The organism is Clostridiales bacterium (genome assembly GCA_015243575.1).
Classification (GTDB): domain Bacteria; phylum Bacillota; class Clostridia; order Peptostreptococcales; family Anaerovoracaceae; genus Anoxybacterium; species Anoxybacterium hadale.
In genome coordinates, this window is sequence record CP042469.1 from 940,750 (window position 1) to 955,988 (window position 15,239).

Consider the following 15,239-nt stretch of genomic DNA (forward strand, 5'->3'; position numbering starts at 1 on the left):
GAGCATAAAGCAGATCTCAAGTAGAATGAAGTTACCACACACCATTTCGAAAGGAGATTAGCTTATGCTCTACCCAAATTGTACAGCAGACTTGCTGGGATTAAAAGATGTAATTGTAACCAGAGTCGAGAATTTTAACAATCAGATTCATGTGTGGCTGGAATCTAGACTTCAGATGCAGGTTTGCCCGGTCTGCCGTCATGGAACGAAGAGAACGCATTCCTACCGCGAACAGCTTGTAAAGGACCTGCCGTTACAAGGGCTGCACTGCCTGCTCCATGTGCGAAAGCGCAGATATTACTGCCCTCACTGTGGAACTGTCTTTCAGGAAAGGTTATCGTTTCTTGCACGATATCAGCGGAATACAAAACGACTAACCTCTAAAGTATTGCATGATTACAGCTGTGAACAATCCACTGCATCTATCGCAAAAAGGAACGGCATTTCTACTGGAACAGCGATAAGAATCTTCGATAGAGTATCATATCCGCTTCCAAAGTTGCCAAGGGTTCTTTCTATCGATGAATTCAAGGGGAACGCAGGTGGGCGCAAATTTCAGTGCATTCTCACTGATCCTGTAAAGCATAAGGTCCTAGATATTCTTCCTTCCAAGAAAAGCGATGATTTGATCGCCTACTTCCTTCAGTTTCCTCTGGAAAAGCGCAAACAGGTTCAATATCTAGTGATGGATATGAGCCTTCAATTCCGAGATGTTATGACGCTCTGTTTTCCAGAGGCCAGTGTAATCACGGACAAGTTCCACGTTTGCCGGTATGTGACATGGGCGCTAGAAAACGTGAGAAAATCCGAGCAAAAGAAATTCAGTGATGAACGACGTAAATACTTCAAGAAAAGCCGCTGGCTACTTCTATCTCGGCAGGAAAAGCTCAACGAAGAGCAGTGCCAGCAGCTTGAAAATATGCTGGCGGTATCCGAGAAACTCCGCAAAGCGTACTGGTTGAAAGAAAACTTTTATGTATTTATGGACAGCAAAGATATCTACGAAGCAAAAGAATCTGAGTAACTGGAATCTATGTGCAGGAGTTGCAAAACTAGAGGAGTTTCAGAAATGCTTTGATATCATCAACAAATGGCAGCCCTACATACTCCGAGCCTTTAGCCTGGGATATACAAACGGATTTACGGAAGGCTGCAATAATCGGATCAAAGTCTTGAAGCGAAACTGTTACGGAGTCCGAAATTTTAGCCGCTTTCGCAATCGAATCCTTCATATGATGGCAGCCTGATTAAAATGAATCATTTCGACTGTTCCAATTCCTGGCCTACCTACAATATGGCTTGTTTTGTTATGCCCTTACCAACTAGTTCCCATAAAACAATCCAGCGATGGATTGACCTTCGCTGGATTGAAACACATTTTTACTTATTTTTTATTTTACTTGAGAGCTCTACCACAACATTTGACATAGAGCCTTTTTTGAAACCGTAGCTGTGTACTTTTTTATTGAAACACCTCTCGGGTGAGCTGAAAAAACCAAGTAAATTGCGCTGCTGCTCTTAATAAGGAGCAGCAGCGCAGAACGTTAATTGATTGTCCGATTAATGCAATTCCAAAAGTCCCTGAATCATTTTGACAGCCTGCGCTCTTGTGGCATAGCCTTGCGGGGCGAAAACTGTTTTCCCGTTCGATAAGCTCCCGCTGACAATACCGGATTTTTGCATTGCAGCTACTGCGGGTGCCGCATAGCTGCTGATGCTGCTTTGATCGGCGAAGGCTATAGCGGGAGCTGTTTCGGGAAGTGAAATTCCACGTTTTGAAGCGGCGCGGTACAAGATTGCGGCCACTTGCTCTCGGTTGATTTTGTCATCAGGAAGGAAATAAGTTCCGTTAGATTTTGTAACTCCCGTGACCAAATCATTAAAAGCCGCTGTGCCGATCTGGGGCAGTGCCCAATGGCCTGTACTATCGACAAATGTCGTATCGCTGCTTCCCGTAAAACCAAATGCGACTACAATCATTTTTACAAATTGAGCTCTGGTTACATAGGCTTCTGGCTGAAAGGTACCGTCAGAATAGCCCGACACATATCCTGCTTTGACCGCAGCGGTGATAAATGGCAGGGCCCAATGTGCTGAGACATCGCTGAACGTTGGGGATGCATTGTTGATCGTATAATTAAATGTGGCAACGCTGCTGTTTGTATAACCGCTTTTTATTGCGATCGCTTTAATTTGCATTGATTTGCTCACAGATATCGCTCCGTTATAAAGCGTACTTGCGCTTGTTGGGATTGATCCATCTGTAGTGTAATATATGCTGGCACCTACCGTTGAAGTTGATAATTGAACACTCTGCGCACTCGTATAAGTGCCGCCTGCAGGGCTAGCCGCCGGAGTGGATGCCTTTTGTATTGAGGAGCTTCCGCCGGAAGAGCCGCCCGAAGAGCCGCCCGAGGAAATGGTATAAGCAAATGTTGCGATATCGCTGTTCACGTAACCATCCTTAACCGCAAATGCTTTTATTACCGTACTCTTATTGATGGTAATTTCGCCATCATACAATGTGCTGGAGATGCTTGGCGCTGAGTCATCCAGTGTATAGTAAATTCTGGCATCCGAAGTTGAAGTGGATAACGATACGCTTTGCGCGCGCTTGTATGTTCCTGCGGGTGGATTTGCGGTGGGCTGTGCAACGATTTCACTATTACGCTCCAGAGTGATTGTTTTTTTCCATGAGCTTTCATCACTTGATACAGCAATGGTGCCGAAAGCAGAATCATAACCAGCCTTTGTTACTTGATAAGCGTAGTTCCCCGATTGAAGGTTAAATAATGCTTCTCCATTGGAGTTGGTCTTATGTACGATCACAGCTGTGTCTGATCTCACCCGGTAGATTGTATCTGCATCGGAATTGATCGAATCTGCAGTATCTGTATCCGAATTGATTGAATCTGCAGCATTTTCATCCGAATCAATGGGTTCCGCAGCATTTGTGTCAGGACTTATCTGGTCAATAGCACGTGTATCCGGGTTTATCTGATACACAGATAATTCTGCTCCTTCAATTTTGTTGGTGCCGTCCGTTACAGTGAAGTTCACCGGAAAGGTCAGTACCCCGGTATTTGATTCGGCAACTGCCGATGCGCCAAGGGCTGCAACGATCCATTTTGATACATCTGCAGTACAGGTTTCATGCTCAAACCACAGCATCCCAAAGTTATCAATGCATTCCGGGAAATCCGGGCTGATTACGACATAACCTGGAAGAATACCACCGGGGATATTAGTCTCATAAGCACGGTTGTTGCTGTAAGTCCATGTCTTTGAGTTCTTGCCGACACCGGCGACCCAAGACGTGCTGTTAACTGGATGCATGCCAAGGATGTAGTTTGCCGCACGAAGAGTATATTCCCCGCTTATGGTTTCGGGGAACGCCTTGTGAAGGAAGTACATATTCACACCTGTTGTGCATACGCCCTGTGAGCCGCCCCACATGTTGCCGGGGGCCATGGTTGCGATGCCATACGGAGTAGAGGCCATCGACGTATCATAAGAGGCAACATAAGCTGCTGCTGCTGACTGATAGGCTTCTTTGAAGGCATCGTCCATGTAAGGAAGAATGAACGTAGCTAAGGACGCACTTGCAACGTTGGCGGAAGTAAACATCACTGGAGTCAGTTCTTTAATCCGCGCTTTGTATCCTTCATATGCTTCCGCCTGAGAAGCATCTCCGTAAGTTGCCAGCATCAGATAAATTGCAGCATTCCACTCACCTGAGAGTCTTCCACTGGTACCAGTGTGGGGTTGTTCCTTCCAAATTTTCTGCGCATAAGTCAGACACTTATCCGACAGAGCTTTGTCCCAGTCTTTGAGTGCCCATGCTGACGCTGCCAGAGCGGCGTAGGCGCTGGAATCCAGATTTGATGAAGTCACCGCCCAACGGTCATCGGGAATATTGGAATACCTGGCATCTGATTCAGCCAAGGCAGAGTTTGGCGAGTAGATTTTACCGTCGGTTTCCGTTGCGCCGTCACCCAGATGCGTGTACTGACGCAGCGTTGGCACCTCCAAAACATTGAAGGTATGTCCAACCGTATCGATTTGTGCAAGAATCTGAAGGACACCATGTTTCGTGAGCTGCAGCGCATCTGGAATTCCGTCCGGTCGATGCATTTCCACATCGCGGGACGCTTGATCTACGGTGAGGTTATCATATTCCAGATCGAAGCCCTTGTAGGCGTTGACTAAGTCTTGAATAATTGATATATTGCTACCGGTCTGAATATCAAAGTCACCAGCATCATAAAATCCGCCCACATTTAGTCCGGGAATGTGTTCACCGTCCGCATATGGAGAGTTCTTGTTTGCTCCCATGGACCAGCCGTCGAAGAGCGTTAAACCGGCGGGCGCTTGGCGGGCATCATCCATGTGCGAGAGGCCATGCCGGATCAGGTAACCATCACGAACTTTGGCGTGATCCATCTGTTCTGCAAGGAAGCAGACCAGGCTGTCTTGCCAGGTGTTGCTGTATACATTATCGGCAATTTGGAAGGAATCTGTTAGATTTCCATCATATCGAATTGCATATGTACCAGGCTCATTCACTGGTGTGAAGTAGAATGTCTGATAGTGATACCTTGTAAAGGGTATGGGATCAGCCAGAGGGCCCTCATATACCGTTTCATAAGAACCATTCGCGTTTAGGCGTACAACTTCGGCGTTCTGAGGAGCGTTGTAAAGGGGATCGAGCTCAATCACTGCAGTTTTCACATGATTGATCGCATATCCGACTTGACTGTATGTTACCACAGGCTCACGGGTCCAATTCGGCATCAGATTCGGACGGATGTGCCATGTCACCACTTCTCCGGTCTGGTCTGCGGGTATTAGGGTACGCAGCACAAACCAGCCGTTTTGGGCCTTCGTTCGTCCGTCGTATAGAGACAGCGTTCCATTATCCGATGTTATATTGACACGGTGAAGCTCATCTTCAGGAGCAAGGGTGATATTGGATCCGGTGACCAAAGGAAGCGGCTGATAATCGCCCCTGTCCAGATCCCATTGCTTTTGCCAGGTGTTTCTCTTTAGCGGGTCGTCGCTTGGCACAGTCATCTCCACCATAGGCGAACTGGGAGTTGAGGGAATCACCCCGGTGGTTTCGCCATCGTCTACAGAGTAAGTCTTATTTCTGTAGATGGATGGAAGAAATTCAAGGTTAAAACCGGCTCGGCCTACCAGCCTTTCAGGCAGAGGGCTGTCCAGATTTACACTGACTTTGAAGCCACCCGGTTCTGGTGTGACTACTGTCGTATATTTGAAATTGAAATCGTCAAAGGCTCCATTGTTATAGAGGGTGCCTGATGACTCATCCGCTCCATGAGAGGACGAGGTGGGACACGCATCCCACTGCTCAGGGGTTGGCAGCAGACGGATATCGCCGTCCGTGGCAATCCGTTCTCCATGGAGAATCATCTCCATTCCTGCACATTTTTGGTCGCCGAAGGTGCGATCAAAATTCGTATTATTCAGGAATACACTAAACCCCTGGGCATTCAGGTAGGAGACCTTGCTTGTACCCATCCAGGACGTAACTTCAACTGTCTTCAGCTCCATTAAAAACGTATCATCATTCTTGCTCTTTGCGAAGACACTGGTTGGAAATAGGGTCAATAGCATGCATAAGGCAGTTAAAACAGATAAAAACCTTTTGCGTCTTGACATAAAAACACACTTCCTTTCATAATAAGATACCTTGTGCGCTTGGTATAAATTCTTTTTCATCACCTCAGCTTTCGATTAAATTTCGCACAGACGAGTTTTTTATAATCGCTCCATTCATTGAAATTTTGATGAAGCGATTAAAAGTCTTGGATTAGCTCAATCGCATGAGTGGGTAGACATCTTGTCCATCATTTCGTTCTTTAGTATTAAGAAAATTTAAAAGCAAGATAACGACAAACTATATTTGTAATTTATAGATAAAAATGTTTGATAAATAACTTTTGCAAAACTAGTATACAAAAGATCGAATTTATCATATCACTCCCAAATCGCATGATTCAACGAAATCAGTCATACAAATTTCAGCAACTTCTCTTCAAAAGATTGATTATCCGCATAAATTACCTAAAAATAGATTAAATGTAACAAAATATTACATATGGAAACTTTGAGTTCCAATACTCGGTATAGATTGACAACTCGGTTTATCGATCATAGGTAAAGACTGTCTCTCAATCCATATGAATGTTCTATTTCAATAGAAAAAAGCCCTGCGATCTGGTATAATAAGCGATGAAACCTTTTATCTTTCATAAGGAGCAGAAGATGATAAAACTATCCGACCGATTACAGAAAATAGCAGATCTGATTCAGCAGGGGGAAACCGTTGCCGATATTGGAACGGATCACGGATTTCTACCGATGGCATTATGGGAATCCGGCGTGAGCCCTCATGTTATCTTGAGCGATATCAATGCAGGACCATTGGAAAAAGCCCGGGTCAATATCGATAAATATTTCCCTAAAACGGAATTTGATGTCAGGCTAGGAAGTGGGCTTTCTGCAATTCAGCCCGGTGAAGTAGCTGCTGTTGTGATCGCCGGTATGGGTGGTCAGTTGATTTGTGAGATTCTTGGAGAAGATTTGGACAAGACGCGAACTTTTCAGCGGATGATTCTCCAGCCCAGGAATGGGCAGGACAAGCTGAGGGCATGGCTCCTTTTAAACGGCTTTCATATTTATGATGAGTCACTGGTCAGAGAGGGGAAATACCTTTGTGAAATAATAGCAGTTTCCCCGGGAAATACGGAGAATTCCCTGGGAAATACGGAGATGGATCTGGAGGTCAGTCCTGTACTTTTTGAGAAACAAGACCCATTACTGGTTGAATTTATTGAAAATAAGATTAGAATAGAAAAGAAGATACTTGAGGCCGTGAAAAACGGAGTAGGAAAAGACAAGTATAAAAAGCTAGAAGAGACGGAACACCGGATCAAATTATTGGAGGAATTACGAAAGAGGAGTTTAGCATGAGTATGAAAATGAGCGAACTGATTGCAGAGATCGAGATCATTGCACCCAGGGAGCTGGAAGAAGAATGGGACAACTGCGGAATGCAGATCAACATGGGTATCAAGGATGTCAACCGCGTTCTGGTTGCTCTGGAAGTCACAAAGGGAGTAATCGCTGAAGCCATTGAAAAGCGGATTGATTTTATTATTACACATCATCCCCTTATTTTTCATAAGATCGATGTGGTGGACAATAATAATATTACGGGAAATTATATTATCGAGCTGATCAAGAGCGGTATTTCCGTATATTCGGCCCACACCACCTTCGATGATGCATTCGGTGGAAATAATGAGTATCTTGCTGAAATCATTGGACTGACGAGAGTCAGAAAAATTAAAAATCTGCGACCTGCGGTAAAAGGGTTTGCTAAGGAATTTGTCATCGGCAAGATGGGAAATTTTGTAGAGCCTATCACAATGGAAGAAACCTGCAAGCTCTTGGAAGACGTTTTGGGAATACATGGTGAGCTGAAGGCTGTGGGAGATCCTCGTAAGATCATAAAAACTGTGGGGCTTTGTACCGGATCAGGTGCCGATACCATGACTGCTGCCATTAAAAATGGTTGTGACTTGTTTATTACCGGGGATGTAAGGCATCATGAAGCGCAGATTGCGAAAGAAACAGGTATCTGCCTGATTGACGCAGGACATTACGGGACCGAGCGGATTTTTGCAGAAAACTTTGCCAACCTGCTTCGAAAAAATGTTGGATCAAAAATTAAAATAATAGAATCAGAAATTAATTCAAATCCATTCGCAAGTATGGTGTAGTGATTCTAGCAGTGCTGCAATGAAGCAAAAGCTGCAGCTCTGCAATTTTGAATCGAGATAACATGTTTACCAAATCAAATTTTTGTGTTATAATAATGATGTGAGTAAGCCAGACAATCGCGGGGATGCTTAGATATCCACGAGGAAAGTCCGAGCTCCATAGGGCAAGGGTGCCAGATAACGTCTGGTGAAGGTGACTTTAAGGAAAGTGCAACAGAAACATACCGCCCACCAGCTAGTATCCTGTAACTCTTAAATGTTTTTAGGGGTTAGAGGGTACTAGCTGAGGCAAGGTTGAAATGGTGAGGTAAGAGCTCACCGGCAGCATGGTAACATACTGGCCGTGTAAACCCCACCCGGAGCAAGACCAAGTAGGGAGGCAATTGTTCTTCGGAGCAAGAGCCTGAAAGGCGGCTGCCCGTCGCTTCCCGGATGGTAGGTCGCTAGAGCGCACTGGTAACAGTGAGCGTAGATAGATGATTGTCTAATACAGAACTCGGCTTATAGACTTGCTCATGCCAAAAAAGACCGAACCATTGTAAAATCAATGTTTATCGGTTTAAAACTTCCTTTGATAGTACAAGTTTTTTGGATCAAAAATCAAGAGACTTGTTCTGCAAAAGGAGGTTTTTTTATTGGAAAAACTCGATAAAAATGGTAAAAAATATCACCATAAAAAGGGGCTAATTCTATAGGAATAGACTATTTTTAATGATATAAAAAATGAGCAATTTAATAAATATGGCAAAATTAGCTAAAGTTAATAAAATAAATGACGAAATATGGGAATAGAGTTTAATGATATTTACTATTAAACAGGAAGGAGCAGTGCTAACGAATATGACTAGCGTTGAGCCAAGATTTGACTCTTTTTTTTTGTCTCTTTTTAGTATCAATTAGCAAAGGCATACGTTATAGTCACCGCTTAGGGCAGAATGGAGGAAATTAATGAAGATACTGTCTGGATTTCGAATCGTGATGGATAATGGAACCTATGTGTACATAAATTCGTTTCAAGCGAAGCTAGTATTGGCAATCATCACAATTGTATTATTAACATCAATGACATTTGGCACGGTATATTATGTAAAATTTAGTACCTACTCAGCAACAATTAACAATTATAAAGTAAAATTAGAGATTACTGAAAAGCAGTTAGAAGAGGAAAAAAAAATAAATCAATCTAATCAGGAGCAGTTACAATCTTTGAAGAATTCTGTTGCAGAAGCAGAACAATTAATTAAGACATTAAAAGAAGGAGAATAAATTAATGAAGAGTTCCAAATATAGCTCAATTATGATAATTAGCCCAGAAAGCCTCATTGATGGAAGAATAATAGCAAAAGGTGATATTGAAATTCTCGGGAGAGTACAAATTTTAGAAGGTAACAGTACAAATAATCTTCTTGTTGTTGAATCGGGCGGAAACATCATCATTCACGGCGAAGTCGTTGGAGATGTAAAATGTGTAAAAAGTATTAGCATTTCGGGGAAACTGATCGGCAATATTGTCTCGGCTAAAGAGGTATTAATTAGCCCAACAGGAGTCGTCACAGGGAACATTTGTACGAATCGATTTAAGATTGCTGATGGGGGGCATTTTAAAGGTAATCTTGAGATTAGTGATGATATTAATGATATTGATAAATGATAACGAGAAAATACTGTCAATCAGAATAGGCAGGAGGTGTTTGTCAAGAATTGAATAGATGCAGAACAAATTCGACGGGATTGTTTCATATCAGTAAATTCATGAAAATATATTTAGGAATGATTGCTTTTTTAATTATCTGTATGATGTTAGTTATTATCTTTAAGACTACTTCCTATCCAAAAGCAAAGTGTGATGTAGTTAATCATGATATGATTAGCACCGTAGAATCAATTGAAACTGACGAATTGCAAGCAAAGTTAGATGTTATGAATCAGAACCTTTCTACTATGTTAAATAATAAGAAAAGGGAAGAACAGTTACTGAGGGACTACGAAAAAACTAAAGCTGCATATCTTGAAAAGACAATAACCCAAGGTGCATCCAGAAGTGGATATTTGGGTTTCAATTTAAAACAACCATCGGGATTGACAGCTGACATTATTAATAGTGTTCTTGATGAAACTCCACTTGAAGGACTGGGGGATGCTTATATAAAAGCGGAAAAAGAAACCGGCGTAAGCGCATTATTCCTAATTGGAGTGTCTGTGAATGAATCTAAATGGGGAAACAGTAAATTTGCGAGAGAACGAAACAATATATTTGGATATAAAGCATATGATTCCGATACGGGTAAAGCAGAGTGGTTTTCAAGCAAAGAGGAGTGTATTCTCATTGTTGCTAAATACCTAAGTGAAAACTATCTTGTAGCTGATGGAAAATATTATAACGGGACGACATTACAAGCAGTGAACAAGCGATACGCAAGCGATGAATCCTGGTATCTAAAAGTAAACAATGTTATGGAAGTGATTGCTGCAATGATTCTGTTACAAGAGGGGTGATAGAAAAAATCAAACTGGATCATAATTTTGACGCCATACTACAGTACTCGGCTTATAGGCTTGCTCACATTTTTTTGCTTTTAAAATGTTGAAATATCAGCGTTTTCAAGCATCGAGCCTTCTTGAGCAGAACAAGTCCTTTTTGTTGAAAATTGGGTAGACTTGTTTTGTAAAAGGAGGTTTTTTTAATGCAAAAAATCAAGTTGAAAATGGAGAAAGATGTCACAATCCGACAGGCTTATGAGGAGTTCATAAGAAGATGCAAGGTAAAGAACTACAGCCCGTACACACTCAAATACTATGAGAATAACATCAATGTTTTCGGGTTGTTCTGTGACTTGGATTCGCCTATAACAATTATTGATGAGGATTTAATCAATCAATACGTACTTCATCTTCAGGAACAGAACATCAAGGATTACACTGTATCCTCGTATATGAAGGCAATCAGGGCGGTATTGTATTTCTTCATGCAGAAAGACTACATAGAGGATTTCAAGGTGACGATTCCAAAAGCAGATAGAGAATTGAAAGAAATTTATACAGATACGGAGTTAAAAATTCTATTGAAGAAGCCTAACCTGAAAAAGAGCAGCTTTGTTGAATATAGAACATGGGTGATGATTAACTACCTGATTGCAACCGGGCAAAGATTGAAAAACTTGCAGTATTTAAAGGCGAAAGATTTGGATTTCGAAAATAAGGTTGTTAAACTGAGCCACACGAAGAACAGAAAGCAAACCTTATTGCCTCTTAGCAACAGTATAATTGAAGTTCTTAGCGAATATCTGAAATACAGAAAGGGTAAGCCGGATGATTATGTGTTTTGCAAAATAACCGGGGAACAGCTTGGCAAAACCGGAATCGAACAGGCAATCGTTCATTACAGTCATAAAAGAGGAGTAGATAAAACATCGGTACATCTCTACAGGCACACTTATGCCAAGAAATACTTGCTGAATGGAGGCGATTTAGCCCGATTACAGCGACTTTTATGCCATGCAGATATCAGTACAACCAAAGACTATCTGAATCTTATCATTGATGATTTACAGCTTGATTATGATAGTCTGAATCCGCATGAACAAATGACCAAGTACAACAAACGGCTTAACATAGCGAAATAATATAGCTTTTATAAATGCGAAGGAGAAAGATTAATGAATAGTTACATACTTGATATAGAAAAACAGGGCTTAAACAGCTTATTTGAAGAGGTATTTGATTTGATGACTACCGGAACTATCACGGCAACGAAGTGCAAGGCCGTCATGTGCAATATCATTGATGAAGATAAAGACGAGCCGGAAACGGAGCTTGAAGTATTCGTTGAGGGATGGCTTAGAACGGTGAACAAACATTGTTGCAGTGATGAAGGAGCAAAAGCATGACTATAGTGATAATTATCAAATTCCTGTTCTGGTCTACCATGATAATCGGTGCAGGAGGATGTCTCATCAACGAATTGGCAAGGCGTGGAAAGCTTTAAAGGCCATTAATTACACTACTGATAAGCCCCTTAATAGACGATTTGGGCGACTTTTTCGGGTTGGGAAGGTAAGTCTTGGCAGAGTTTAAATAATCAGGTACGTTTTATTACTTGCATTGAGAATTTATACGGAGGAATGAACGAATGAAGAAAATCTTTATTATAGCCGTTGTTGCTTTAACAGTACTTTTAACAGCGTGCGGAGGTGTAGACCAAGAGACACTTGATAGAGCGCAAGCCTTGGAGAATAGCCTTAACATTTACACAAATGATGTCGTTCTGAGCATTGATATTGATGATGATGAGCCAAATATCTTTACAGTAACAGTCGCTAATGATGCGTGGTATGATGCTCCTCTTCAGGACAAGCAGCACATTGCTGAGAGTATGCTTGATTCTATGACAGAATCAGCACGAGCAGAGGAATTAATCAGTGATTCAGGATATGTGTATCTGTACATATACGACGAGTACGGCAATGAGATTGCTCAGAACGACGGCCCGGATGATATGGAGGTTATCCAGTAGATATATGAAAATGGAGAGGGTACTAAATAAGTATCCTCTTTGTTGTTGTAGACAGGGTATTAGCGTTGCTATGGCTTTACATAAAGCAAGGAAGCCAATATAATATTGTAAGCTGCCAATTATAATTAAAGAAAGAAAGCAAAAATTATGGACATAACTGTAAAAAAAATTTTAGAGGAATTTGAAAAACACGCATCTGAAAAGGGCTTAAAGGATATTGATGAAAACCATCGGAATGTTATAAGGCAAATGATAGAAGCCGTACTACTGACGGAAATTGACCAGATTACGGTAATTCCTGCAATGATGGGAATTGGTAAATCCACACTTATCAAAGTATTGCTCGATTTTTTAAGCAATAAAGATAAGCGCTTTGGCGCTGTTGTAATAAAAGAACGGCTGGAGGACATGGATACTCTTAGGAAGGAATTGGGATATTGGGAGGATGAGTATCTTGGTTTAGACAGTGTTTTTTCAATGAAGGGATATTCAAAGAATGATTGCCTTGAAGGATATTCAGTCTATGACCCTGCAAACTGTTCCAATTGCGAAAGGCGAAATTGCAGAGTAAAGAATAATCATAAGGAACAAGTGGGGTATCCTATTCTTGCTATCAGTCATCAGAGATTGTTTCTGTCATCGAACCCTGAAAGATGCTTAGAAGAATACTCCGAATGGAATAATCCTTATGATGGTAAGTGTAAACGAACGTACATATTCGTTGATGAAAAACCGAAATTTATGGAAATCAAGACGTTGAACAGAGATAATTTAGACCACTTTTTTAATTTCATTGAAAGCATAACAGGTGAAACAAATATGCTCACCAAGCTATCTGAGTTAAGACTTGAATTACATGAACTTTTCAAGATAAAACAAAACGGTCTGGTATCATTAACGGGGATTAATGCAGAAGAGGTCTTAAACCATGCACATACAGTTTGGAGCAAGTATGACGGTAGTAATCCTTCGCTTTTAAAACTGATTGAATCATTTTTCATTAATGGTGGATACCGAACACATAATTTAAAGACAAACCAAGTATTGCTTAATATTCCACTCGTCACAGATTACAATTTCAATGGATTTAAAACCATTGTTTTTGATGGCACTGCAACGGATGATTTAGGCTATCCAGAGAAGTTCATTAAATTAGAAATACCTGATATCAGAGAATACCAGAACGTAACAATACACTGGTGTAATCGCATGAATCTATCAATCAATAGACTTAGAAACTCAAACCTCGAAGTGATAAGACTACTGAAAGGTTCAATTCAGGAAATTGCATTGATGGGAAAGACTTTAATCGTATGCCATAATGAATATGAAAAAAATATCAGGAACATATTAAACGGTATTGAAAATATTGAAATTGACCATTTCAATAACTTAAAAGGAAAAAACTCGTACCGGGAATGTAGCAATGTAGTGTTTCTTGGCACTTTTCATAAACCTGACAACTATTACTTACAGAAGGCTCTGTATATTGATAAGGAAAAGGTTGATAATTTCGAAATGCCAAGGACATCGGAAGGTAATGTCAGAGAATTTCCGGATGCGTTCGTAACAAGTGTTATGAAGAACGATAAGGAACTTGATTTATTACAGGACATTTTTCGAATTGCAATTAGAGATATAAGTTTCAAAGGTGATGCTAATATATATCTATTCAATACAGACAAGGATATCATTGCGTACATGTCAAGCGTTTTAAAAGGTTGTACTGTGAAAGAATGGGAACCTTTTGAGAAGGAAGAGACATACAAAGATAAGTTTGTTTCGACACTTGTCCAAGCTCTTTGTATAGATGGAATTGAGAAGGTATCAACTACAAAGCATCGAGAATTGGTTGGTTGTCAGAAGTCAATCTGGTCAAGATACGCTAATGATATTGATGTAATACTGGAGATGGCCTCACATGGAATCATACGAACAGGAAACTCTTTTACGCTGAATGAACAGTGAGGGCTTCGCCCCCACACCCCCGGCTTTGCAGTGGTAGAATAATGATTATGTAAAACGTACACACACGTTATTAATAACTAAATAACTACAGTGTACGATTTCAGACTGACCATCTCAACCAGATATTGGTAAATTGCTTTTCAAACTAACGTCTGAACATCGTGTTCAGAAGTTGATGATAATAAAGTGTACCTATAACACAAGCTTGTTGTAGCTGTTGGTGGTGGTCTGTTTGGTGTGCTGCACACACCACCACCAACTTTAGGTTTAAATAGTAACTCAAAATACCATTCCCTTACAGCGATTGAGCGAAGCGAAAACGCAGGCTTTTGCGAAGCAAAACGCCATTGGATGGGGTTTGGAAGGAAGAGTATTAAAGTAAAATGAGTTGTCGGTCAATTCAAGATGCTAACGTCTGAACATCGTGTTCAGAAGTTAAAAGGAGGAGCGAATATGAATAGAACACCTGAAACCAATCAGGAGGTAATGGAGTCCTTATTTCCTGAATGGAATAAATACCCTCTCAACAGCTTGATTCCAGTTGTTACGAAGTATGATAATGCAGATGAGCCCATAGCTCTTTCAATGCTTTATATCGGAGATGATGAAACGGTAATAGCTTTTCAGTCAGAGCTAAAAGGTGGACATATTGACATTGAAACAATGCTCTGGATTGAAGAGAACAAGAGTAACCTCTGCAAAGACTTAGCAATGAGTTTTGGCTTCATGGGCTTGAAAGGAAATCCGACAATGAATACCCTTGTCAGTGGAGATAACATGGTTGCTCAGAATGAGCTTATCAATGCGCTGTACAGCATCAATCATTTATATCTCTTTATTACGGATAAGGACGGTGAACTGATTAAGGTCAAACAGATTGAATGGAATCACGAGGAACACATAGCTGTGCTGAGCCAGTTTGATTTCCGTACAATACTGAATTAAGTAAA

General features: G+C 41.1%; 13 protein-coding genes and 1 other RNA gene. 13 read left to right on the forward strand and 1 reads right to left on the reverse strand.

Features of this window, described 5'->3' with window-relative positions; translation table 11 throughout:
• Positions 1-64: 64 nt before the first annotated feature.
• Together FRZ06_04110 and FRZ06_04115 are read left to right on the forward strand one after the other, a co-directional pair.
• Positions 65-1,024 carry an ISL3 family transposase gene (locus FRZ06_04110; protein QOX62586.1) on the forward strand — a complete coding sequence of 320 codons (960 nt, stop codon included), beginning with the start codon at positions 65-67 and terminating at the stop codon, positions 1,022-1,024.
• Positions 975-1,247 (forward strand): transposase, encoded by a 273-nt coding sequence (locus FRZ06_04115; protein ID QOX62587.1) that lies wholly within the window; start codon positions 975-977, stop codon positions 1,245-1,247. Before FRZ06_04110 ends, FRZ06_04115 begins: the two co-directional genes overlap by 50 nt.
• A gap of 313 nt (positions 1,248-1,560) precedes the next feature.
• On the opposite strand, the gene FRZ06_04120 is transcribed toward FRZ06_04115, so the two are convergent.
• Complete coding sequence (locus FRZ06_04120) at positions 1,561-5,682, reverse strand: hypothetical protein (GenBank protein ID QOX62588.1); 4,122 nt, start codon at positions 5,680-5,682, stop codon at positions 1,561-1,563.
• A gap of 573 nt (positions 5,683-6,255) precedes the next feature.
• On the opposite strand from FRZ06_04120, the gene FRZ06_04125 reads away from it, so the two are divergent.
• The 11 genes from FRZ06_04125 (at position 6,256) to FRZ06_04175 (ending at position 15,234) form a co-directional block, all read left to right on the forward strand.
• Positions 6,256-6,996, forward strand: a complete 741-nt coding sequence (locus FRZ06_04125) for an SAM-dependent methyltransferase (GenBank protein QOX62589.1) — start codon at positions 6,256-6,258, stop codon at positions 6,994-6,996.
• Positions 6,993-7,808 carry a Nif3-like dinuclear metal center hexameric protein gene (locus FRZ06_04130; GenBank protein ID QOX62590.1) on the forward strand — a complete coding sequence of 272 codons (816 nt, stop codon included), beginning with the start codon at positions 6,993-6,995 and terminating at the stop codon, positions 7,806-7,808. The genes FRZ06_04125 and FRZ06_04130 overlap by 4 nt, the downstream gene beginning before the upstream one ends.
• Positions 7,809-7,909: 101 nt before the next feature.
• Positions 7,910-8,328, forward strand: an RNA gene (rnpB, locus tag FRZ06_04135) — RNase P RNA component class A.
• A 428-nt stretch (positions 8,329-8,756) separates the two neighbouring features.
• Positions 8,757-9,074 carry a hypothetical protein gene (locus FRZ06_04140; protein ID QOX62591.1) on the forward strand — a complete coding sequence of 106 codons (318 nt, stop codon included), beginning with the start codon at positions 8,757-8,759 and terminating at the stop codon, positions 9,072-9,074.
• A gap of 4 nt (positions 9,075-9,078) precedes the next feature.
• Positions 9,079-9,459, forward strand: a complete 381-nt coding sequence (locus FRZ06_04145; GenBank protein ID QOX62592.1) for a polymer-forming cytoskeletal protein — start codon at positions 9,079-9,081, stop codon at positions 9,457-9,459.
• Positions 9,460-9,509: 50 nt separating this feature from the next.
• Positions 9,510-10,304 carry a hypothetical protein gene (locus FRZ06_04150; protein ID QOX62593.1) on the forward strand — a complete coding sequence of 265 codons (795 nt, stop codon included), beginning with the start codon at positions 9,510-9,512 and terminating at the stop codon, positions 10,302-10,304.
• A gap of 188 nt (positions 10,305-10,492) precedes the next feature.
• On the forward strand, positions 10,493-11,431 hold the full coding sequence (locus FRZ06_04155; protein QOX62594.1) for a tyrosine-type recombinase/integrase: 939 nt from the start codon (positions 10,493-10,495) through the stop codon (positions 11,429-11,431).
• 33 nt (positions 11,432-11,464) lie between these two features.
• Positions 11,465-11,695, forward strand: a complete 231-nt coding sequence (locus FRZ06_04160) for a hypothetical protein (protein ID QOX62595.1) — start codon at positions 11,465-11,467, stop codon at positions 11,693-11,695.
• A gap of 242 nt (positions 11,696-11,937) precedes the next feature.
• Positions 11,938-12,321: a hypothetical protein gene (locus tag FRZ06_04165; GenBank protein QOX62596.1), complete on the forward strand. Its 384-nt coding sequence runs from the start codon at positions 11,938-11,940 to the stop codon at positions 12,319-12,321.
• 147 nt (positions 12,322-12,468) lie between these two features.
• Positions 12,469-14,289 carry a hypothetical protein gene (locus tag FRZ06_04170; GenBank protein ID QOX62597.1) on the forward strand — a complete coding sequence of 607 codons (1,821 nt, stop codon included), beginning with the start codon at positions 12,469-12,471 and terminating at the stop codon, positions 14,287-14,289.
• Positions 14,290-14,742: 453 nt separating this feature from the next.
• The gene (locus FRZ06_04175; protein ID QOX62598.1) at positions 14,743-15,234 is read left to right on the forward strand and encodes a hypothetical protein; all 492 of its coding nucleotides are present in this window, start codon (positions 14,743-14,745) and stop codon (positions 15,232-15,234) included.
• The last annotated feature ends 5 nt before the right edge of the window (positions 15,235-15,239 follow it).